21 protein-coding genes are annotated in these 21,604 nt (G+C 73.5%); 14 read left to right on the top strand and 7 right to left on the bottom strand.

The features are described from left to right. The first annotated feature begins 14 nt into the window (after positions 1 to 14). The gene (locus E4P39_RS06965) at positions 15 to 1,274 is read left to right on the top strand and encodes an acyl-CoA dehydrogenase family protein (protein WP_135135686.1); all 1,260 of its coding nucleotides are present in this window, start codon (positions 15 to 17) and stop codon (positions 1,272 to 1,274) included. Positions 1,275 to 1,385: 111 nt separating this feature from the next. Beyond that, positions 1,386 to 1,889: a DUF1707 domain-containing protein gene (locus E4P39_RS22610; protein WP_209306406.1), complete on the top strand. Its 504-nt coding sequence runs from the start codon at positions 1,386 to 1,388 to the stop codon at positions 1,887 to 1,889. Between the two features lie 8 nt (positions 1,890 to 1,897). Here the strand turns inward: E4P39_RS22610 and E4P39_RS06975 are convergent, their stop codons facing one another. Both E4P39_RS06975 and E4P39_RS06980 read right to left on the bottom strand, forming a co-directional pair. After that, positions 1,898 to 3,607, bottom strand: a complete 1,710-nt coding sequence (locus E4P39_RS06975; RefSeq protein WP_209306407.1) for an alpha-glucosidase — start codon at positions 3,605 to 3,607, stop codon at positions 1,898 to 1,900. Continuing rightward, on the bottom strand, positions 3,604 to 3,993 hold the full coding sequence (locus tag E4P39_RS06980) for a VOC family protein (protein ID WP_135135687.1): 390 nt from the start codon (positions 3,991 to 3,993) through the stop codon (positions 3,604 to 3,606). The genes E4P39_RS06975 and E4P39_RS06980 overlap by 4 nt, the downstream gene beginning before the upstream one ends. Positions 3,994 to 4,119: 126 nt before the next feature. Here E4P39_RS06980 and E4P39_RS06985 point away from each other — a divergent pair, with 126 nt between their 5' ends. The 3 genes from E4P39_RS06985 to E4P39_RS06995 all read left to right on the top strand — a co-directional run bounded on the left by E4P39_RS06985 (position 4,120) and on the right by E4P39_RS06995 (position 6,764). Beyond that, positions 4,120 to 5,415, top strand: coding sequence for an MFS transporter (locus E4P39_RS06985; protein ID WP_135135688.1), 1,296 nt, complete (start codon positions 4,120 to 4,122; stop codon positions 5,413 to 5,415). Between the two features lie 82 nt (positions 5,416 to 5,497). Beyond that, positions 5,498 to 5,875 (top strand): FKBP-type peptidyl-prolyl cis-trans isomerase, encoded by a 378-nt coding sequence (locus tag E4P39_RS06990; protein ID WP_135135689.1) that lies wholly within the window; start codon positions 5,498 to 5,500, stop codon positions 5,873 to 5,875. A 196-nt stretch (positions 5,876 to 6,071) separates the two neighbouring features. Beyond that, positions 6,072 to 6,764, top strand: a complete 693-nt coding sequence (locus E4P39_RS06995) for a DsbA family oxidoreductase (RefSeq protein WP_135135690.1) — start codon at positions 6,072 to 6,074, stop codon at positions 6,762 to 6,764. A 1-nt stretch (position 6,765) separates the two neighbouring features. Here the strand turns inward: E4P39_RS06995 and E4P39_RS07000 are convergent, their stop codons facing one another. Both E4P39_RS07000 and E4P39_RS07005 read right to left on the bottom strand, forming a co-directional pair. After that, positions 6,766 to 7,728: a nitronate monooxygenase gene (locus E4P39_RS07000; RefSeq protein ID WP_135135691.1), complete on the bottom strand. Its 963-nt coding sequence runs from the start codon at positions 7,726 to 7,728 to the stop codon at positions 6,766 to 6,768. Between the two features lie 182 nt (positions 7,729 to 7,910). Next, positions 7,911 to 8,183: a hypothetical protein gene (locus E4P39_RS07005; RefSeq protein ID WP_245159688.1), complete on the bottom strand. Its 273-nt coding sequence runs from the start codon at positions 8,181 to 8,183 to the stop codon at positions 7,911 to 7,913. A gap of 72 nt (positions 8,184 to 8,255) precedes the next feature. Here E4P39_RS07005 and E4P39_RS07010 point away from each other — a divergent pair, with 72 nt between their 5' ends. Next, positions 8,256 to 8,585: a metalloregulator ArsR/SmtB family transcription factor gene (locus tag E4P39_RS07010; protein ID WP_135135692.1), complete on the top strand. Its 330-nt coding sequence runs from the start codon at positions 8,256 to 8,258 to the stop codon at positions 8,583 to 8,585. Beyond that, entirely contained in the window at positions 8,582 to 9,091 is a 510-nt protein-coding gene (locus E4P39_RS07015) for an SRPBCC family protein (protein ID WP_135135693.1), read from the top strand. Before E4P39_RS07010 ends, E4P39_RS07015 begins: the two co-directional genes overlap by 4 nt. On the opposite strand, the gene E4P39_RS07020 is transcribed toward E4P39_RS07015, so the two are convergent. From E4P39_RS07020 to E4P39_RS07030, 3 genes are all read right to left on the bottom strand, one after another. Continuing rightward, the gene (locus E4P39_RS07020; protein ID WP_245159689.1) at positions 9,076 to 9,549 is read right to left on the bottom strand and encodes a hypothetical protein; all 474 of its coding nucleotides are present in this window, start codon (positions 9,547 to 9,549) and stop codon (positions 9,076 to 9,078) included. The genes E4P39_RS07015 and E4P39_RS07020 overlap by 16 nt on opposite strands. Before the next feature lie 4 nt (positions 9,550 to 9,553). Continuing rightward, positions 9,554 to 9,964: a hypothetical protein gene (locus E4P39_RS07025; RefSeq protein WP_135135694.1), complete on the bottom strand. Its 411-nt coding sequence runs from the start codon at positions 9,962 to 9,964 to the stop codon at positions 9,554 to 9,556. A gap of 102 nt (positions 9,965 to 10,066) precedes the next feature. Next, positions 10,067 to 11,227, bottom strand: coding sequence for an NADH:flavin oxidoreductase/NADH oxidase (locus E4P39_RS07030; protein ID WP_135135695.1), 1,161 nt, complete (start codon positions 11,225 to 11,227; stop codon positions 10,067 to 10,069). Positions 11,228 to 11,433: 206 nt separating this feature from the next. Here E4P39_RS07030 and E4P39_RS07035 point away from each other — a divergent pair, with 206 nt between their 5' ends. The 7 genes from E4P39_RS07035 to E4P39_RS07065 all read left to right on the top strand — a co-directional run bounded on the left by E4P39_RS07035 (position 11,434) and on the right by E4P39_RS07065 (position 21,602). Then, a complete protein-coding gene (locus tag E4P39_RS07035; RefSeq protein ID WP_135135696.1) occupies positions 11,434 to 13,248 on the top strand; it encodes a phosphoenolpyruvate carboxykinase (GTP) in 1,815 nt (604 codons plus the stop codon). A gap of 147 nt (positions 13,249 to 13,395) precedes the next feature. Then, positions 13,396 to 14,610 carry an MFS transporter gene (locus E4P39_RS07040; protein ID WP_135135697.1) on the top strand — a complete coding sequence of 405 codons (1,215 nt, stop codon included), beginning with the start codon at positions 13,396 to 13,398 and terminating at the stop codon, positions 14,608 to 14,610. A 148-nt stretch (positions 14,611 to 14,758) separates the two neighbouring features. Then, positions 14,759 to 15,826 carry a tripartite tricarboxylate transporter substrate-binding protein gene (locus tag E4P39_RS07045; RefSeq protein ID WP_135135698.1) on the top strand — a complete coding sequence of 356 codons (1,068 nt, stop codon included), beginning with the start codon at positions 14,759 to 14,761 and terminating at the stop codon, positions 15,824 to 15,826. Between the two features lie 53 nt (positions 15,827 to 15,879). After that, the gene (locus tag E4P39_RS07050) at positions 15,880 to 16,341 is read left to right on the top strand and encodes a rhodanese-like domain-containing protein (RefSeq protein ID WP_135135699.1); all 462 of its coding nucleotides are present in this window, start codon (positions 15,880 to 15,882) and stop codon (positions 16,339 to 16,341) included. Between the two features lie 16 nt (positions 16,342 to 16,357). Next, positions 16,358 to 17,023 carry an acVLRF1 family peptidyl-tRNA hydrolase gene (locus E4P39_RS07055; RefSeq protein WP_135135700.1) on the top strand — a complete coding sequence of 222 codons (666 nt, stop codon included), beginning with the start codon at positions 16,358 to 16,360 and terminating at the stop codon, positions 17,021 to 17,023. Positions 17,024 to 17,141: 118 nt separating this feature from the next. After that, a complete protein-coding gene (locus E4P39_RS07060) occupies positions 17,142 to 19,172 on the top strand; it encodes an AAA family ATPase (protein ID WP_135135701.1) in 2,031 nt (676 codons plus the stop codon). A gap of 105 nt (positions 19,173 to 19,277) precedes the next feature. Beyond that, positions 19,278 to 21,602, top strand: a complete 2,325-nt coding sequence (locus tag E4P39_RS07065; RefSeq protein ID WP_135135702.1) for a transglycosylase domain-containing protein — start codon at positions 19,278 to 19,280, stop codon at positions 21,600 to 21,602. The last annotated feature ends 2 nt before the right edge of the window (positions 21,603 to 21,604 follow it).

Here is a 21,604-nt window from a genome sequence, read left to right on the forward strand (position 1 = left end):
AGTGACCACCGACGATGACGTCGCGCGAGAACGAGACCGCCTCAGAGACGTGGCAGCCGAAGCCGCCGGAGCTGCTGCCCCCGTGGCACACCCCCGAGCGGGAGGAACTCCAGTTCCAGGCCCGCCGGTTCGCGATGGACGAGGTGCTGCCCGTCGCCAACGAGCTCGACCCGCAGAAGGGCGAGATCCCGGCGTCCCTGCTGGACCGGCTGGCGGAGCTCGGCTGGTTCGGCATCACCGTGCCGGCCGCGCAGGGCGGCCTCGGCCACGGCGTCTTCGAGTACTGCATGGTCAGCGAGGAGCTCGCCCGCGCGTGGATGTCGACGGCCAGCATCCTGGCCCGCTCCCAGGGCCTGGGGACGGCGGTGCCCGACGCCGACCGGAGGACGGAGCTGCTGACCCGCAGCGCCCGCGGCGAGTGGATCGGTGCGATCGCGCTGTCCGAGCCCGACGCCGGCTCCGACCTGGCGGGCGTGACCACCCGCGCCGTCCTCGACGGGGACGAGTGGGTGGTCACCGGCCGGAAGCGCTGGTGCGGCAACGCCAAGGCCGCCGACTTCATCCAGGTGCTGGTCCGCGAGCGTGATCCCGAGGAGGGCGAGTCGCGGTCGAAGGGCCTGGTGAACCTGCTGCTGGAGAAGAAGCGCGGCGAGTTCCCGGAGGGGTTGTCCGGCTACCCGATCGACAAGGTCGGCTATCACGGCTTCCTGACCTGGGACCTCAGGTTCGACGGCGTCCGGATCCCGAGGGACAACGTCATCGACGAGGCGTCGGCCAGCGACGAGGTGGGGGACGCCGCCGCGCGGGCGGGCTTCGCCGAGGCGCAGAAGTTCCTCAACACCGCGCGGGTGCACACCGCCGCCCGCGCCGTCGGCCTGGCCCGCGCCGCGCTCGAGGACTCGATCCTCTACCTGCAGGAGCGCGAGCAGTTCGGCCATCCGATCGGCGACTTCCAGGCGCTGCGGTTCAACGTGGCGGAGATGGCCGCGCAGATCGAGCAGTCGCGCGCCTTCTACCGCCAGGTCGCCCACCTGCTCGACCTCGGCGTCCCCTGCGAGAAGGAGGCGTCGATGGTCAAGCTCGAGGCCACCGAGATGTCCGTGCGGGTGACCAACCAGGCCATGCAGCTGCACGGCGGGAACGGCTACACCACCGAGCGGCAGGTGGAGCGGCACTGGCGGGACGCTCGCCTGACCACGATCTTCGAGGGCACCAGCGAGATCCAGAAGCGGATCATCAGCGACCGCCTGCTGCCGAGGAGCCCGCTGAGCTGAGCGACATTTCCCGCTCGTCGCCACCCGAACCCGGCGGAACCCACTGTTCGTCACCGGGAATCGGAAGGATGCTCGTCGGACCCGCCGTGCCCCGTGTGGAGGAGGAGATCCATGGCCCCGTTGCTGGAGTCCCTGGCCACCGAGCCGTTCCCGCCGCAGCAGGAACCGCCGCCCCGGCTGCGGGCATCCGATGCCGACCGGGAGGCGGCCGTGCGGACGCTGCTCGATGCGATCGCCCGCGGACTCCTGACCCTGGAGGAAGGGGATGAGCGCGTGGCCGCCGCCTACGGCGCGCGCTTCCGGGACGAGCTCCCGCGGCTGACGGCCGACCTGCCACCCGCCGCCGTGTCCGCACCGGTCGCGCCCGGGTGGCGCGCCCTCGCGCTCCTGGTCTGGCTTCAGGTGCGCACCGCCGTCGCCGGCCTCTGGCGGCGCTTCCGCGGCGGCGTCCGCTCCCGGCCCCGCCTCGCCGTCGCCACGGTCGCGCTGCTGGCCCTGCTGTCGCTCGTGGCGGCGACGTCGGGCGGGGGATTCGACGACGACGGGCACGGTGGGTACGGCGGGCACAGCGGGGACGGCTGGCACGACCACGACGACGACCACGACGACGACTGAGCAGGCCCTCACCGCACCCGCAGGACCCGGGCCTCCCACGGCCGCAGCACCGCCGGATCCACGCCCTGCAGGTTCCCCAGCACGAGATCGGCGTCCCGTGCCTCCGGCAGCTGCTCGGCCAGCGGCTGGAGCGTCCGGCTGAGATTGCAGACGACGAGCAGCACCACGTCGTCCAGCGAGCGGGTGAACGCGTAGACCTCGGGATGGTCCGGGAGCAGCATCGCGAAGTCGCCGATCGCGACCACCGGTTCCTCGTGCCGCAGCGCGATCAGCCGGCGGTAGTGGGCGAGCACCGACTGCGGGTCCTGCCGCTGCCGGGCGGCGTTCCAGTCGACGTGGTCGGGGTTCACCGCCAGCCACGGGGTCCCGGTGGTGAACCCGGCGGACGGCGAGTCGTCCCACTGCACCGGCGTCCGGGCGTTGTCCCGGCTCATCCGGCGCAGCGCGGCCAGCACGTGCGCCGGGTCCGCGCCCATGGACACCGCGTGCACGTAGTGGTTGAGCGACTCGAGGTCGGAGAAGTCGTCCAGGGTGCCGAACGGGTAGTTGGCCATCCCGAACTCCTGCCCCTGGTAGACGTACGGCGTCCCCCGGTGCAGGTGCAGCAGCGTGGCCAGGCAGGTGGCGGAGTCGCGCCGGAACTCGGGGCTGTCGTCGCCGAACCGGGAGACGGCGCGCGGCTGGTCGTGGTTGTCCCAGTAGAGCGAGTTCCAGCCGACGTCGGCCAGCCCGTTCTGCCACCGCCCGAAGGACGCCTTCAGGTCCCGCATCCGCAGCGGCTGGATGTCCCACTTCGACGTCCCGTGATCGAGCCCCACGTGCTCGAACTGGAACACCATGTCCACCTCGGCCCGCGCGGGGTCGGTGAACAGGGCCGCCTCCTCGACTGTGACCCCGGGCATCTCGCCCACCGTGAGGAAGCTGTCCTCGCGGCCGGCGAAGACCTCGCGGTGCATCTCGGCGAGGAACTCGTGGATCCGGGGACCGCAGAGGTAGGACGCCGACCCGTCGCCGAGCGCCGAACCGGGCAGCGGCGGACCGTCGTGCAGGTGGCCGTCGGGCGCGACGTCCTTGGAGATCATGTTGATGACGTCCATGCGGAAGCCGTCGACCCCCCGGTCGAGCCACCAGCGCATCATCCCGTACACCGCCTGCCGGACCTCGGGGTTCTCCCAGTTGAGGTCGGGCTGCTTGCGGTCGAAGAGGTGCAGGTAGTACTCGCCGCTGGCCTCGTCGAGCTCCCACGTGGAGCCCGAGAAGAACGCCTGCCAGTTCGTCGGCTCCGCGCCGGGGTCGCCCACCGCCATGCCGTGGCGCGGCGGGCGCCACCAGTACCAGTCGCGCTTGGGTGAGTCGGGGGACGACCGGGACTCCACGAACCACGGGTGCTCGTCGCTGGTGTGGTTGACGACCAGGTCCATGACCAGCCGCATCCCGCGGCGGTGCAGCTCTGCGATCAGCTCGTCCAGCTGCTCGAGCGTGCCGAACAGGGGGTCGATGTCCTGGTAGTCGCTGATGTCGTAGCCGTTGTCGGCCTGCGGCGAGGGGTAGACCGGTGAGAGCCACAGGACGTCGACGCCGAGGTCGCTCAGGTGGTCCAGCCGCTGCAGGACGCCGCCGAGGTCCCCGATCCCGTCGCCGTCGGAGTCCTGGAACGAGCGCGGGTAGATCTGGTAGACGACGGCCCGGGTCCACCAGGGGGCGTCCTCAGGGGTCACGCCGATGGCCAGGTGTGGTGCACGGCCTCGACGTTGTTGCCGTCGGGATCGCGCACGAAGACGCCGTAGTAGCCGGGGTGGTACTCCGGCCAGACCCGCGGCTCGTGCAGGATCTCGGCCCCGGCGTCCCGGGCGGCCGTGAACACCGCGTCGACGGCATCCCGCGAGGGGGCGGCGATCGCCAGGTGCACGGGGCGGACGCCGTCGTCGACCAGCGAGCCGAGCCACAGCTTCGGGTAGTTGTCGGGGCCGCAGAGCCCGACGACGGCGCCGCCGGGGCTCTCGTGCCGCATGAGCTCGCGGACGCCGCAGGGGGCGAACACCCGCGTGTAGAACGTCGCCGCGGCGTCCACGTCCGCGACCTGCAGCGAGAGGTGATCCAGCATGCGTCGGGACACTAGCCGCGGCAGGGTCCGCCGGCCGTTCCGCCCTCCGCGGGCGTCCCGTAAAGCGGCTGCGTCCTGGCACTGCCGTCGGTCACCATGGACACCCCACCCCCGAGGAGGCTTCCCATGGCATCGCTGCCGCGCGCACTCGCGCCGCTGCGGCACCCTGCCTACCGGTTGCTCGCGGCGTCGATGGCACTGTCGCTGCTCAGCTCGGGGCTGTGGATCGTCTCGCTCGTCTGGCAGGTGGTCGCCCTCGACGGCGGACCGGCGCAACTGTCGCTGGTCAGCGGCCTCTCCGCGGTCGGCATGCTGGGCAGCACGCTGTTCGGTGGAGCCCTCGCCGACCGGATCCCGCAGCGGCACATCCTGGTGGCGGTCGCGCTCGTGCAGACGGCGACCATCGCGCTGGTCGCGGCCCTGTCCCTGACCGGGCTCATCGCGGTGTGGCACCTCGCCGCGGTGTCGCTGGCCGGTGGGCTCGCGGCCGGCCTGTACTACCCGGCGTACTCCGCGCTGGTGCCGGCGCTGCTCCCCGCCGAGGACCTGCTGCCCGCCAACGGGCTGGAGGGCGTGCTGCGTCCGGTGCTGGTGGACGCCGCCGGGCCGGCCGCCGCCGCGGCGCTGGTGTCGGCGTTCTCCCCGGGGGCGGCGCTGGCCGCGACCGCGCTGGCCGCGTCCGGCGCCGCCGGGTGCGTCCTCGCGCTGCCGCCGACGCCGGTCCGCCGCGACCCCGAGGCGCCGGTCGGCGGGCTGTTCGGCGACGTCCGCGACGGGTTCCGGTACCTGGTGCGGACGCCGTGGCTGTTCGCCACGCTGGCCTTCGCCTCGCTGATGGTCCTGGCGATGATCGGCCCGCTCGAGGTGCTCATGCCCTTCGCCGTCCGCGACGCCGGCGGAGGCCCGGCGCAGCACGCGTACGTGCTGGCCGCCTTCGGCATCGGCGGGGCGCTCAGCTCGCTGGTGATCGCCTCGCTGCGGCTGCCCCGGCGCTACCTGACCGTCATGAACCTGGTGTGGGGCCTGGGCTGCGTGCCGCTGGTCGTCTTCGGGCTGAGCTCGAACATCTGGGCCATGGTGGCGGCCGGCGCCGTCACCGGGGCGTCCTTCCAGGTCGGCATGGTCATCTGGGGCACGCTGCTGCAGCGGCGGGTGCCCCCGGCGATGCTGGGCCGCGTCTCGAGCCTGGACTTCTTCGTGTCGCTGGCGTTCATGCCGGTGTCCCTCGCGCTCGCCGGGCCGGTCAGCGAGTTGATCGGCCTGACCGGAGCGTTCCTCGTCGCGGGCCTGGCTCCGCCGGTCCTCGCGGTGGTGGCGATCCTCGCCGCCCGGATGCCGGCCGACGAGATCGCGCATCCCCTGGACGCAGGGGCGGAGCCGGGCACGGAGGAGTCTCCGGCCGGCGAGCTCGACCGCGTCTGACCTCCCGGTTCCTGCGCCGCCGGGCGGCCGCTGCTTGGATGGTGGGCGGTGTCGGGAGGTTCCCGGCGCAGGAGGGAGCACCGTGGCCGAGCTGAGCCGACCGGACGTCGAGCCGCCCACCGGGCCGGCACCGGACGACCTCGTCATCGAGGACATCACCGTCGGCGACGGGCCCGAGGCGACGAACGGCAGCCTGGTCAGCGCCCACTACGTCGGCGTCACGCACGACGGTGGCGAGCAGTTCGACGCCTCCTGGGACCGCGGCGACCCGCTGGAGTTCCGCCTCGGCGTCGGCATGGTCATCCAGGGCTGGGACGAGGGCATCGCCGGGATGAAGGTCGGCGGTCGCCGCCGGCTGACCATCCCCGCGCACAAGGCCTACGGCGAGCGCGGCGCGGGCGGCGTCATCAAGCCGGGCGCGACCCTGGTCTTCGTCGTCGACCTCGTCGGCGTGAGGTAGTTGCACTGTCGTGCCGAGTGGGGCCCGGAGGGCTCCGCGCAGGCGCGACGCAACGGCTCTGCCCAGCGGGGGACGGCACGTGGCCGCGGTGCGGTCCGGAGGACCGCAGTGTCATTGCGCGGGACCCTCCGGGCCCCGCTCGGCTCGACCCGGCCCCTCACGGAATGCTTGAAGACGCAACGAAGTTGGGCCGGGCATGCAGGTAGAGGTCTGGTCCGACGTCGTGTGTCCGTGGTGCTACATCGGGAAGCGCCGGCTGGAGGCAGCGCTCGAGCGGTTCCCGCACCGCGACGAGGTCGAGGTCGTCTGGCGGTCGTTCCAGCTCGACCCGAGCGTCCCCGAGGGGACGACGCACCCGACCCTCCCCGCGCTCGCCGCCAAGTACGGCCGCAGCGAGGAGGAGATGCGGGGCATGCAGCAGCACGTGGAGCGGGTCGCCGCCGACGAGGGCCTGGAGTACCGCCTGGCCGACAGCCTCAGCGGCAACACGCTGCTCGCCCACGAGCTGCTGCACCTGGCCGACGAGCACGGGAAGCGCAACGAGCTCAAGGAGCGGCTGCTGCACGCCTACTTCGAGGAGGGGCGCCCGGTCTTCGACGTCGACTCGCTGGTCCCCTTCGCCGTCGAGGTGGGGCTGGACGAGGCCGAGGTGCGCGAGGCGCTCGCCGACCGCCGCTACCTGGCGGCCGTCCGTGCGGACGGCGCCACCGCGCAGGCGCTGGGCGCCACCGGGGTCCCGTTCTTCGTGGTCGACCGGAAGTACGGCGCCGCCGGCGCGCAGCCGGCCGACCTGCTGCTGCAGATCCTCGAGCGGGCCTGGGCCGACGCCCACCCGCTCGTGACGGTTCCGGCCGCCGAAGGCTGCGAGGACGGCAGCTGCGCCGTCTGAATCAGCTGAGCAGACGCGGAACGGCCCGCAGCGCCTTCTCCGCCTCCGCGTCGAGTTCGCGGATCACGTCGGTGGCCGAGCGCTCGCTCGTCACCAGGCCGACGGACTCCCCGGCGTAGAGGGGGGCGTTGTCCGGATCTCCGGTGCGCCGTCCCTCGACCACGAGGCGGCGCGCGTCCGCGTCGTCCTGCAGCTCGTCCTCCCGGCCGTGCCATGTGCGGCTGAAGTCGTTGACCAGGGCCCGCCCCGGCCAGCGCTCCGGCCAGGCGATGCCCTCCGCGACGTCGAAGGCGCGGGTCAGGACGGTCTCGTCCCCGGTGGCCGCGCGGATCCGCTCGCGGGCGGCGGGCGAGTTGAGGCCCTCCACGCAGGACAGCAGCGGCGTCCCGACCCATACGGCGGCGGCGCCCGCGACGAGGGCCGCGGCCATCCCGCGCCCCGTCGCGATGCCGCCCGCCGCCACCACCGGGCGATCGGTCAGCGTGAGCACCTCCTGCAGCAGCGGGAGGGTGGCCCGCCGGCCGGTGTGCCCGCCGGCCTCGGTGCCCTGGGCCACCAGCATGTCGACGCCGGCGTCGAGGGCGCGGTGGGCGTCGGCGGTGGTGTTGACCTGCGTGCAGACGGCGATCCCGGCGTCGTGCAGCGGTCCCACGTAGGGCGCGGGATCGCCGAAGGAGACGGAGACCAGGCTGGGCTGCGCCGCGACCGTCGCCTCGAACAGGTCGGGCCTGGTCTCCAGGACCCAGATCATCAGCCCGACGCCGAACGGCACCTGCGCCTCCGCCGGGATCGCGCACTGCTCGGTCACGAACTCCGCACGGTGGGACCCGCTGATCCCGATCATCCCCAGCCCACCGGCCAGCGAGACGGCACGCGCGAGCTCGCCGCCGGACACCCCCGCCATCGGGGCCCCGATGACCGGGGTCGTCAGGTCGAACCAGCGGGTCAGCGGGGTCTTGATCACGCGGTCATCCTGCCGCCGACCTCGCCGTGCGGCTACTGCGTCGCCGGACCGCCCTGTTCGGTGCCGGAGAGCCGCCGGACGACGTGGGCATTCCCGTGACGGTGGGTCGGAAAACGAGCGGACCGGTCCGTCCCGGGGCGGTCACCCGGGCACCGCACGGGCCCGGGCGACCCCTCCACCGGTCAGGTGGGCGGTGCGGCCTGGGTGAACGGCCCGCCGGTGTCGACGTCGGGCTCGTGCTCCGGGCCACCCGAGTCGGGGATGCCGCCCATGACCGGCAGCCCGCCGGCGTCGTCGGCCTCGGTCCCACCCGCCGCGAGTTCCTCCTCGCCGGTGGCCGCGGGGTCGTCCTCGGCGGAGGCGAGGTCGGCGCCCTGGCCGTAGGCGCCGGGATCGGCCTGCGCGGTACGGGGGTCGCCCCGCGGATCGGGGACGTCGGGATCGGTGACGGTCATCCGAGGCGCATGCCCCGGCGTCCCGGGTCCGAATGCCTGGCCAACGCGTAACCGACGTGTTACGCATACGCCGTGGAGGCGCTGACCGCACTGGCGGATCCCACCCGCCGGGAGATCGTGGCGCTGCTCGCGCACGGCGAGCGGGCCGCCGGTGAGCTGGCCGAGGGCTTCCCGGTGAGCCGTCCGGCGATCAGCCGGCACCTGCGCGTGCTCCGGGCGGCCGGGCTGGTCCGGGCGCGGGTCGACGGGAAGCGGCGGTTCTACACGCTTGACCCGGCGCCGTTGCGGGAGCTCGACGACTGGCTGGAGCCCTACCGCGACCTGTGGGCGCAGCGGCTCGACGCACTGGACACCGAGATCGCCCGCGGCCGGCGGGAACGGACGACAGGAGACTCCCGATGACAGAAGACCTCGAGACCCGGCGCGGCGTGGTGACCCGGGAGGACGACGGCCGGCAGCGGCTGGAGTTCCGGCGCTCGTGGCCCGACCCGATCGAGGACGTCTGGTCGGCGCTGACCGAGCCCGACCGCCTGGCCCGCTGGATCGGCAGGTACGACGGCGAACGGCGGGCGGGTGGCACCGGCACCTTCGCGATGACGCACGAGGGGGGCGAGCCTGCCGGTGAGCCGACCACGATCGTCGAGTGCGATCCGCCGCGCCGGCTGGTGATCGAGTGGGTGCAGCAGGACACGGACGCCTGGCGGATCGATCTCGACCTGTGGGTGGAGGGCGGCCGCACGGTGCTGCGCTTCGTGCAGTTCTTCCCGGCCGGCGCCGACGTCGCCGACTTCGCGGGCGGCTGGCACTGGTATCTGGACAAGCTCGGCGCCGAGCTGAGCGGCCGGCCGCAGCCGACCGACTGGGACTCGTTCTGGGCCGAGGTGGGCCCCGGCTACCGCCCCGCCTGAGCGCGGTGCCCGAGCACGGCCATCCCGGCGGCCAGGGCGATGCTCGCGGCGAGCACCGGCGTCTCGACGGGGTCCCATCCGCCCGGCCGCAGGTGCTGTCGGAAGAACCGTTCGGAGAGGTAGCCGGGAACGTTGACGGTGCCGAGGAGGCCGAGCACCCGCCGGGCGAGATCGTCCGGCCCGGCGGCGAGGCGCCGCACCGCCCACAGCTGGGTGATCAGCATCGTGACCGGGGCGCTGTACGCCGTGCCGTTCCACACCGCGTCGCGCCCGATGTGCTCGGGGGAGCCGCGCATGAACCCGACGTCGAAGTACCGCTTGCGACCGACGGCGACCGCCAGGCCGGCCAGCTGAGCGCCCAGCTGGGCCGTCGAGGTCGCGACGAGCAGTCCCCGGCTCGACATGCCGAGCACGCCAGGCCGCGGGAAGGCCCGTTCGGGGCCCTCGTGCGCGCTCACTCGCTCAGCCGGCGCGGCGACTCAGGAGCGCCATCGCGATCACCCCGCCCCACCCGACGACGACGATCGGCGTCTCGATCGGGTCGAATCCGCCCGGGCGGATCCGCGCCCGGCTCGACCGCTCGCACAGATAGCCCGACATCAGCCCGGTGCCCAGCCACCGGAGCACCCAGCGGGCGCGCTCGTCGGGCGCGCGGAGCAGCCGGGCGGTGGCCCAGAGCTGGGGCGCGAGCAGGTAGGGCGGGGCGCTGTAGGCCGTGCCGAACCAGAGCCAGTCACGGGTGATGTGCTCGGGGCTGCCCGTCATGAACGGCACGTCGAAGTGGCGCCCCCGGCGCACGGCGACGACGTGCCCGGCCAGCTGGGCGGCGAGCTGAGCCGCGGAGACGGCAGCGAGCGCCGATCGATTCGCCATGGCGCCGCACGGTAGAGCTCCCGGGCCGCTACCGGAGCCCTTCCCGCGCCCCAGGAGAGCTGCCGAACTCCGGGAGTGCGGACGACGACCGGGGAGCGCGGGTCAGGAGGGCAGCCCGACCTGCACGGGGTCGGGGCCGGTCCACGGGCCGAGCGTGCCGAGCAGCTGCGAGCGCGAGGCCAGCCGTGGCCCCGCCTGCACCGGGTAGACGTCGTATCCGTCGGTCAGCTCGCGGTGGGCGTGGAGGGCGAAGTTCGGGTCGTCCTGCGCCTCCCGGGCGATGGCCACCAGGTCGGCCGAGCCGGAGCTCACGATCGCCTCGGCCTGGCGGGCGTCGACGATCAGGCCGACGGCGACCGTGGCGATCTCCGCCTCGGCGCGCACCTTCGCCGCGAAGGGCACCTGGTAGCCGTAGCCGATCGGGTGTTCCCAGCCACCGCCCAGCCCACCGCCGGAGGTGTCGACGGCGTCGACGCCACGCGCCTTGAGCTCCCGTGCGAAGGCCACGGTGTCCTCGACCGTCAGGCCGTCCCGCGAGCCGTCGACGGAGGAGACGCGGACGAACAGCGGCTTGTCGGCCGGCCAGGCGGCGCGGACGGCGTCGACGATCTCGAGCGGGAAGCGCATCCGGTTCTCGAGCGAACCGCCGTACCCGTCGTCCCGGCGGTTCGACAGCGGGGAGAGGAACTGGTGCAGCAGGTAGCCGTGCGCCGCGTGGATCTCGACGACGTCGAAACCGGCGGCCAGGGACCGCGCCGTGGCAGCGACGAACGCGTCCCGGATCCCGGCCAGCTCGTCCGCCGTAACCGCGGACGGCGTCGAGTAGCCCGGCCCGGCCGGGACGGCGCTGGCCGACACCGTCGGCCACGGCTCCTCGCCCGGCCGGGACTTCCCGGGCCGCACCGAACCGCTGCCCTCCCAGGGGCGCAGGCTGCTGGCCTTGGCGCCGGCATGGGCCAGCTGGATCCCGGCGGCGGACCCGTGCGCGTGCAGGAAGTCGGCCACCCGCGCGAGGCCGGGGACGTGCTCGTCGGACCACAGCCCGACGTCGCCGTGACTGATCCGCCCCTCGGGGGTCACGGCGGTCGCCTCCACCAGGACGAGGCCGAACCCGCCCAGCGCGAACCGTCCCAGGTGCACCAGGTGGTAGTCGCCGACGAGGCCGTCGCTCACCGAGTACTGGCACATGGGGGCCACCACCAGGCGGTTGGGCAGCGTCAGGCCGCGGAGGGTCAGGGGCGCGAAGAGGGCGGGGGTGCTCACGGGAGGGTGCCAACGCCGGTCCCCGTCTCCCTCTTCCGGGGTGAAAGCAGACGTCCTAGACGTAACGTCTCTCACGATTACAGGACTGTGAACACTCGCTACGCTTACCCGACCCGGACGTCGTGCGCACCGCGGCGACGTCCTGAACGAACAGCACTTCTGCCGGCGCACGACCCAGCCCCGGCTACCCACAGGATGGAGACGCCGTGACTTCCGTGGCCACCCCCGGTCTCGACAACGCCCCCACTACCCACGCCCGCCTGCTGGCCTGGGTGCGTGAGATGGCCGAGCTGACGACACCCGACGAGGTGGTCTGGGTCGACGGCAGCGACGCGGAGTGGAACCGGCTCACCGAGAAGCTGGTCGCGGCGGGCACCTTCACCCGCCTGGAGAAGAAGGCCAACTCCTTCTGGTGCGCCTCCGACCCCCGCGACGTGGCGCGCGTCGAGGACCGCACCTACATCTGCTCGGTCGACGAGGCCGACGCCGGTCCGACCAACAACTGGATGGACCCGACCGAGATGAAGTCGGTCATGACCGAGCTGTACCGGGGGTGCATGCGCGGCCGGACGATGTACGTCATCCCGTTCTGCATGGGCCCGGTCGAGGCCGAGAACCCCATGTTCGGCGTGGAGCTCACCGACTCCGAGTACGTCGTCGTCTCGATGCGGGTCATGGCCCGGATCGGCAGCCACATCCTCGAGGCGATGGGCGAGGACCGGCCGTTCGTGCCGGCCATGCACTCGGTCGGCGCCCCGCTCGACGAGGGCCAGCAGGACGTGCCCTGGCCCTGCAACGACACGAAGTACATCGTGCAGTTCCCCGAGGAGCGGACCATCTGGTCCTACGGCTCGGGCTACGGCGGCAACGCCCTGCTGGGCAAGAAGTGCTACTCCCTGCGGATCGCCTCGGTCATGGCCCGCGACGAGGGCTGGCTGGCCGAGCACATGCTCATCCTCAAGCTGATCAGCCCGCAGCAGAAGGTGTACTACGTCGCCGCCGCCTTCCCGTCGGCCTGCGGCAAGACGAACCTGGCCATGCTCGAGCCGACCATCCCGGGCTGGAAGGTCGAGACCCTCGGCGACGACATCGCCTGGATGCGCTTCGGCGAGGACGGCCGCCTCTACGCCCTCAACCCCGAGTACGGCCTGTTCGGCGTCGCCCCGGGCACCGGGTGGGACACCAACCCGAACGCCATGCGCGCGATCGACAAGGGCAACTCGGTCTTCACCAACGTCGGGCTCACCGACGACGGCGACGTCTGGTGGGAGGGCATGACCGAGGAGCCCCCCGCCCACCTGATCGACTGGAAGGGCCGGGACTGGACGCCGGAGAGCGACGAGCCCTCCAGCCACGCGAACAGCCGGTTCTGCACGCCGATCACCCAGTGCCCCATCCTCGCGCCGGAGTACGACGACCCGAAGGGCGTGCCGATCTCGGCGATCCTCTTCGGCGGCCGCCGCAAGACCACGATCCCGCTGGTCAGCGAGGCCCGGGACTGGAACCACGGCGTGTTCATGGGCGCGACGCTCTCCTCGGAGACCACCGCCGCGGCCACCGGTGCGGTCGGCGTCGTCCGCCGCGACCCCTTCGCCATGCTGCCGTTCATCGGCTACAACGCCGGCGACTACGTCTCCCACTGGGTGAACACCGGCAAGCAGCACGACTCCACCAAGCTGCCCCGGATCTTCTACGTGAACTGGTTCCGCCGGGACGAGGACGGCGGCTTCCTGTGGCCGGGCTTCGGTGAGAACAGCCGCGTGCTCAAGTGGGTCGTCGAGCGCCTCGAGGGCACCGCGGCCGCCGTCGAGACCCCGGTCGGCCACGTGCCGACCGTGGACTCGCTCGACGTGTCCGGCCTGGACATGACGCGGGAGCAGGTCGAGCAGGCCCTCGCGGTCAAGCCCGAGGAGTGGCGCGAGGAGATCCCGCAGATCACCGAATGGTTCGAGAAGTTCGGCGACAAGCTCCCCAGCACGATGTGGGACGAGTTGGAGATCCTGAAGAGCCGGCTCCACTGACCCGGCGCTGAACGCCCGAGGCCCAGAGCCGATCCGGTTCTGGGCCTCGGCCGTCCCGGGGCCGCCCGGCCCTTCCCAGGCCGACGGGGTCCCGGGTCGGTAGCGTGACGGGCGCCCCACTTCGTCGGACGTCAGGCTTCCCCGCCCGTGGCCAATCCCTACCTCCAGGTGCTGCGGACCCCGCACGCCCTGCCGATGGTGCTGGCCGCGTTCATCGGGCGGCTGCCGTTGTCGATGGTCGGTCTCGGGTGCGTGCTCCTGGTCGCGGCCGAGACGGGGTCCTACGGGCTCGGCGGCGCCGTCGCCGCCGTCGGTGCGGTCACCACGGCCCTGGCCGGGCCGGTGCTCGGCCGCCTCGCCGACACCCACGGGCAGCGCCGGGTGCTGCTGCCCGTGCTCGCCGTGTTCGTGCCGTCCGGGGTGACGTTCCTCTTCGCGGTCCGCCAGGACTGGCACCTGTCGATCGTCTTCCTCTCGGCGGGGCTGGCGGGCGCCTGCATCCCGCCGGTCTCCTCGATGATCCGGGTGCGCTGGACCCATCTGCTGCGCGGCAGCCACCGCCTGCCCACTGCGCTGGCGATGGAGTCGGTGGTCGACGAGTTCGTGTTCATCGTCGGGCCCGTCCTGGTCACCTTCCTGTCCACGACCGGCCACGCGACCAGCGGCGTCGTCACCGCCTTCGCCCTGGCCGCGGTGGGCAGCCTGCTCTTCGCCGCCCAGGCCCGCACCGAGCCGCCCCCGGCTCCGCACGAGCACCGCAACGGGCCGTCCGCGATGCGGGTCCGCGGGCTGCGGGTGCTGTTCGTGGTGGGCGCCGCCGTGGGCACCATCCTCGGCGCGCTGGAGATCGCCCTGGTCGCCTTCGCCGACGAGGTGGGGGTCAAGCCGATGGCCGGCGTGCTGATCGCCGGGCTGGCGCTCGGCTCGATGGCCAGCGGCATCGGCTGGGGCGCCGTCCACTGGCGGCTCCCGCTGCGGCACCGGCTGACCGCGGTCCTGGTGCTCATGACCCTGCTGAGCCTCCCGCTGCTGGTGGTGCGCGACGTCTGGCTGATGGTCCCGTTCGTCGTGATCGCGGGCGTGGCCGTGTCGCCGGCCCTCATCAGCTCGTTCACCCTCGCGGAGGTGCTCGTGCCCCGGGCGTCGGTCACGGAGGCGTTCACCTGGATCGGCACCGCCCTGGGGCTGGGCGTGGCGGTCGGCTCCTCCGTCGCGGGCAAGCTGGTCGACGTGGCCGGCGCGAACACGTCCTTCGTCGTGGCCACGGTGGCCGCGGCGGTGGCGGCGGTCGTCGTCGCCGTGTGCAACCGGATGCTGCGCGTGCCGGCCGAGCACGCGGTCATCCCCGCCCTCGCCCGCTGAGCCGGCCCCCGGTGTCCGCACGCTCCGCGCAGCTCGCAATTCCCGACAGAGGGAATCTGATGGTCTAATGGTCGGGCCATTACGCCGCAGGGGGGCGTCGTGGTGTGAACCCCGCGGCGGCGACGCCGGGGGAGGAGAGGAGCCCGCCGTGGCAGTCAACCGGAGCCGCACCCGATCTCGTACCTACGGGCGGGCCACGCTGACCGTCCTGCTCGGGGGCGCGCTGACCGCATGCGGCGGTGCCGGCGGCGGTGCCGGAGGCGGCGGCGGTGGTGGCGGTGGCGGCGAGGAGGCCCCCTTCGCCGGGGCCCGCCTCGACTTCGTCGTCCCCTACGAGCCCGGTGGCGGCTACGACGTGTACGCCCGCAGCCTGGCGCCCTACTTCGAGGAGTGCCTCGACGCGACGGTCACCGTCCAGAACGAGGCCGGCGCCGGTGGCCTCGTGGCGACCAACAAGACCGCGATCTCCCCTGCGGACGAGAACCGCTTCCAGATCGTGAACACCGTCGGCCTGGTCTCCGCCCAGATCGCCGGGGAGGAAGGGGCCAACTTCGACCTCAACGACCTGAACTGGATCGGCCGGGTCTCCGCTCCGCCGAACGTCCTGGTCGTCGGCAACGACAGCGGCTTCGAGTCCTTCGAGGACGTCGTCGCCGCTGAGGAGGCCGTGCGCTTCGTCGCGCAGGGCCCCGGGGCCAACGACTACCTCGCCCCGAACATCGTGGGGGCCGCGTACGAGTTCCCGTTCGAGGTCGTCACCGGCTTCGCGGGCGCGCCCGAGGCGCGCGGCGCCGTGATCGCCGGGGACGCCGACGCGCACATCCTCCCGGTCGACAGCCAGCTGAGCGCCATCGAGGCGGGGGAGGTGCAGCCGCTGGTCACCATCGACGAGGAGGCCGACCCACTGCTGCCCGACGTGCCGACCATCTACGACGCCGCAGCCCCCGAGGGCGACGCGAAGGAGATCATCGACAACCTGGTGGCCCTGGGGCAGACCGGCCGCGCACTGATCGCCTCCCCCGAGATGCCCGAGGCGAGCGTCGAGGCGCTCCGCGAGGCCTTCACCTGCGTGATGGAGGACGAGCAACTCCTCAGCGAGCTCGAGGAGCAGCAGCGGCCCGTCGACCCGCTGGGTGGCGAGGAGACGGCGGCCCTGGTCGCCGAGGTCCTCGAATCGCCCGAGGAGTTCCAGACGCTCGTCACCGAGAGCTTCTGACCGGGCTCCTGACCGACAGGTCCTGAGCGGCGGCCGCGGCTAAGGTGGCCGGCATGGCCGGGGCCGCTCCGCACTGGCCGGCCGAGGCGGGCGCTCCCGACCGGCCGGCCGGTTCCTGCACGGTCGACGAGCTGCTCGCCCGGGTGCGCGGCCGGATCGAGCGGGTCGAGCCGGCGGTGGCCTGGAGCCGCCTTGCCGCCGGGGCGCTGCTGGTCGACACCCGGCCGTCCGAGCAACGGGACCGGGACGGCGAGGTGCCGGGCGCCGTGGTGATCGACCGCAACGTCCTGGAGTGGCGGCTCGACCCGGCCGGCCCCGACCGGCTGCCGGAGGTGACCGGCTACGACCTCGAGGTCCTCGTCCTCTGCAACGAGGGCTACAGCTCGAGCCTCGTAGCGGACACGCTGCGGACCCTCGGGCTGACCCGTGCCGTCGACGTCATCGGCGGTTTCGTCGCCTGGGCGGCCGCGGGGTTGCCCACGACCGGCGGCCGCGCCTCGGAGGCGGCGGCCTGAGCCGGACCGGGAGCCGGTGACCCGCGCCCGTCCCGCCGCGGGCGGTGGCCGCCGGCTGGGCGTGGCGCCCGAGCGCCTCGGCCGCTGGCTGGACGGCGTCGCGGAGCGGCACGGTGCGTTCACCGAGGTGTCGACCGCGGACGGGGCGGTGCACCTCACCTGCGCGGACACCACGGCGGTCACGCTCCGGGCGCCGTTCGACTGGGAACCCGAGCCGGCGCTGCTGTCCGGATTCACCGCTGCCGCCCGCATCCCGCACCGGGCCGCGGTGCTGCTCGTCCGGCGGGGGCGCTGGGCGGTCGGGATCTTCGACGGCTCGGACCTCGTCGTCTCCAAGGTGGACGCCCGGCTCGTCCAGGGACGCACGGCGGCCGGTGGCACGTCGCAGCAGCGCTACGCCCGCCGCCGCGGCAACCAGACCGACGCGGTCGTCGCGCACGCCGTCGAGACGGCGGTCCGGGTGCTTCTCCCGCACACGAGCGGCGTGGCCGCGCTGTTCACCGGCGGTGACCGCGGCCTGATCGACGACGTCCTCGCCGATCCCCGGCTGCGGCCGCTGGCGGCACTCCGCCGCGAGCCGGCCCTCGACGTGGGGGAGCCGACCAAGGCGGTGCTGCTCGAGACCCCGAAGCAGTTCCGCGCCATCGACGTCCACATCCTGGAGCCTGAGGATCGGACCTGACTGGGAAGGTCGTGCCGAGTGGGGTCCGGAGGGCTCCGCGCAGGCGCGACGAAACGGCTCAACGCGCCCGGGGGACGACGCCTGGCGGCGGTGTCGTCCGGAGGACGACAGTGTCACGGTGACCCCCGCCCCCGATCCCGTCCTCGCCGCCGAGCGCGCCCACCTGGCGCGGGCGGCCCACTGCCTGACCGAGATGCGGTCCGCCGCCGCGGCGATCACCGATGCCGGCGTGGACGCCTGGGCCGCCGAGCGGCTCGGCGCCGCCCGCGCAGAACGGCTCCGCGCCCTGGCCGCCGACCCCGGTGTCCCGCCGTTCTTCGGCCGCACCGACACCGACTCCGAGGCCTTCCACATCGGCCGCCGGCACGTCCGCGACGCCGCCGGCGACCCGGTGGTCATCGACTGGCGCGCCCCCATGAGCCGGCCGTTCTACCAGGCCAGCGCCGCCGATCCCCAGGGCCTGGTGCGCCGCCGCCGCTACGGCTTCGCCGACGGCGAGCTGACCGGCTACGAGGACGAGCGGCTCGCCGCCGACGACGGGCCGGGGACGTTCCTCCGGGAGGAGATCGAGCGCCCCCGGAGCGGCCCGATGCGCGACATCGTCGCCACGATCCAGCCCGACCAGGACGACATCGTGCGGGCCCCGCTGAGCGAGTCGATCTGCGTGCAGGGGGCGCCGGGCACCGGCAAGACGGCGGTCGGGCTGCACCGCGCGGCCTACCTGCTCTACACGCACGGCGGCCAGCTCGCCCAGACCGGCGTGCTGGTGCTGGGACCCAACCGCGCGTTCCTCCGCTACATCGAGCAGGTGCTGCCCACCCTCGGCGAGGTCGACGTCGACCAGACGACGGTCGCCGCGCTCACCGCGCGGGTGCCGGTCCGTGGGGTGGACCGGCCCGACGTCGCCGTCCTCAAGGGCGACGCCCGCCTGGCCGAGGTGCTGCGCCGGGCGCTGTGGGGCGAGATCGCCAAGCCGGCCGAGTCGATCCAGGTTCCGCTCTCCGGCCGGCGGTACCGCATCCCGGTCGAGCGGCTCAAGCGGTACGTCGACGACGTCCGCCGCCGCGGGCGCGGGGACGACGACCAGCAGCTGCTGCACTACGCCGCCGGCCGGGAGCGGGTGGCCACGCTCCTCGCGGAGGACGCCCGCCGGCAGAAGGAGGAGGCCGGGGGCAGCCCCACCGACGCCGAGACCGCCCGGGCAGCGCGCAGCGCCGAGGTGCGCGCGTTCTGCGACGACGTGTGGCCGGCCCGTGACGCGGCCGGGGTGGTGCACGACCTGTGGACCGATCCGGCGCGGCTGGCCCGGGCGGCGCGCGGCATCCTCGACGAGAAGGAGCAGGCGCTGCTGCACCGGCCCGCCCGGTCGATCCGCGCCGCGGCGTGGACGGACGCCGATGCCGTGCTCGTGGACGAGGTCGCCGGCCTGCTGGAGCGCACGCCGGGCTACGGGCACGTGGTGGTGGACGAGGCGCAGGACCTCTCGCCGATGCAGTGCCGCGCGGTGGCCCGGCGGCTGGCGGCCGGCTCGCTCACCGTGCTGGGCGACCTCGCGCAGGCGACGAGCCCGTGGTCGCCGTCGGACTGGCAGGAGACGCTGGCGGGTCTCGGCCGGCCGGCCACCGTCGTCCGTCCGCTGACCCGCGGCTACCGGGTGCCCGGCGAGGTGCTGGACTTCGCCAACCGCCTGCTGCCGCTGATCGCGCCGGACCTGCCGGCCGCCACGGCGATCCGCTCGGAGCCCGGCTCGCTCACCGTCCGGCCGGTGTCGGCGCTCGCGGGCCCGCTGCCCGAGGTCGTCGCCGGGCTAGTCGGCTCGCCGGGCTCGATCGGCGTGGTCTGCGCGGACGGCGCGGTGGCCGAGGTGGTCGGGCTGCTGGCCGGGGCCGGGCTGCCCGCGGCCGCACTCACCGACGACGACGATGCGGCGGCCCGGGTGGCGGTCGTGCCGGCGACCCTGGCCAAGGGGCTCGAGTTCGACGCCGTCGTGGTGGTGGACCCGGCCGCGATCGTCGCCGCGGAACCCCGCGGGCTGCACCGCCTCTACGTCGTCCTCACGCGGGCGGTGAGCACGCTCGTGGTGCTGCACCGCGGCGACCTCCCCGCGCCCCTCGCCGTCCCGGTGGCGGAGGCCCTGGGACAGGTGTGACCGGAGATTCGCGCGGACGGCACGGCCGGCCTCCGGTGCGGCGCGGGAGGTTGTGACCCGGGCGCGTCTCTGTTGTGGTGAGGCTCGCATCGGAGGGGGAGGGCCATGGATTCGCGTACGGGACGCGTCCGCACGCTGTGCACGCTCGTCCTCACCATCGTGCTCGCCGGAACCCTGCTCGCCGGGCTCCTGCTCCCGTGGGTGGGCGGCCCCGCGCTGGCCGCCCAGCAGACGACGGGCCTGCTCGGCGATCCGCCGATCGAGCTGACCGACGCACCCCCGCCCGGCAACACCGTCATGCTCGCCGCCAACGGTGAGGTGATCACGTCCTTCTACGCGGAGAACCGGGACCCCGTCGAGCCGGACCAGATCGCCGAGATCATGAAGCAGGCGCTGGTCGCCATCGAGGACGCCCGCTTCCACGAGCACGGCGGCGTGGACGTGCAGGGCACCCTGCGCGCGCTGGTCAAGAACGTGGTGGCCGGGGAGGTCCAGGAGGGTGGCTCGACGCTCACCCAGCAGCTGGTCAAGCAGACGCTGCTCCAGGCCGGGCAGTCCGAGGAAGAGCGCGTGGCCGCCACCGACAAGACGCTCGGCCGCAAGCTGCGCGAGGCACGGCTGGCCCTGGCGCTCGAGGACACCTACGGCAAGGACGAGCTGCTCACCCGGTACCTCAACATCGTCTACTACGGGCAGAACGCCTACGGGATCCAGCCCGCGGCCCGCGCCTTCTTCGGCGTCGACGCCGCCGACCTCACCCTGACCCAGGCCGCCCTGCTGGCCGGGCTGGTGCGCAGCCCGGTCGACGACGACCCCTTCACCAACCCCGAGGCCGCCACCGTCCGGCGCAACCAGGTGCTCACCCGGATGGCCGCGCAGGGCTACATCACCCCGGCCGAGGAGGCCGAGGCGACGGCGGCGCCGCTCGGGCTGGCGCCGGCACCCGCGCCGCGCCGCGGGTGCGTGCAGGCCAGCGTCGGCGCCTACGTCTGCGACTTCGCGCAGAAGTACCTGACCACGACCCTCGGGATCACCCAGCAGCAGCTCGAGCGCGGCGGCCTCGTCATCCAGACCACCCTGGACGCCGACCTGCAGCGCGCCGGTGACTCCGCCGTCCTGAACACCCTCGATCTGGGTCAGTCCGTGGCCGGCACGTTCACCGCCGTGCAGCCGGGCACCGGGCACCTGCTGGCGATGAGCGTCAACCGGACCTTCGGCTACGACCTGAGCGACCCCACGCAGGAGTCGTTCAACCTCAACGAGGCCCCCAGCCGCGGCGCCGGGTCCACGTACAAGGTCTTCGTGGCCGCGGCCGCGCTCGCCCGGGGCTACTCGTCCACCTACACGCTGACGGCGCCGAGCCCGTACTACTCGAAGGTCTTCAAGAAGAACGGCGGGCGCTACGACGTCCGCAACGCCACCAACGGGTACCGCGCGACGCTGGACCTCACGACCGCGCTCTACCAGTCCTCCAACACCTACTTCCTCGCCTTGGAGGACGCGCTCGGCAGCGTCGAGGAGCCGGTGCGCATGGCGAAGGCGATGGGGCTCTACGACTTCGGGCCGGCCGACCTGGCCGAGACGGTCATCGCCGAGAACCGCGGCTCCTTCACCTTCGGCCCCGACGCCACCAGTCCCCTCGGGCTGGCCAACGCCTACTCGACGCTGGCGGCCTCCGGTACGCACTGCGACGTCGTCCCGGTGACCGCCGTCCTCGACCGCTTCGGGAAGCCGCTGGCCGGCGACGACGGCGAGCCCCTGCCTGTCGGGAACACGTGCACGCCCGAGGCCATCCCGTCGGGCGTCGCGAACACGCTGAACCAGATGCTGCGCAAGGACGTCGAACCCGGGAACCGGGGGCAGACCGGATCGCGCGCCTACGTCCCCGGCCACCAGATCGCCGGCAAGACGGGGACGACGCAGAACACCAACTCGGTGGCCTTCGTCGGCTACACCCCCGAGATCGCCGCCAGCGTGATGGTCTTCAACCCCAAGGAGGAGGAGGACGTCGGGGGCTACGGCGGTGGCAAGGGCGCGACCATCTGGCGGGACGCCATGGCGCCGATCCTGACCGCGCGCGGGAGCGGCGACTTCCCGCCGGCGGACCCGACCGTCGTCCGCGGCAACACCGTGACTGTGCCGGGCTGCAGCTCGGTCAGCGACTGCCGCACGGTGCTCACGGATGCCGGTTTCCGGCACACCACGGTGCGGACCAACAGCAGCAAGGCGGCGGGATCGCTGGTGGGCACCAGCCCGTCCCGCGGCGGCCGCGCCGTGCCCGGGCAGCTGGTCTCGATCCTGGTGAGCAACGGCTCGGGATCCGCGCCGCGGCCAGCCCCCACGCCGACCCCGGCGCCGGCGCCTGCTCCCGAGCCGCCCGCTCCCGAGCCGCCGCCGGTGACCGAGCCACCCGTGACGCCTCCCGCCTAGCG

The organism is Blastococcus sp. CT_GayMR19, from assembly GCF_004570385.1.
Taxonomy (GTDB): domain Bacteria; phylum Actinomycetota; class Actinomycetes; order Mycobacteriales; family Geodermatophilaceae; genus Blastococcus_B.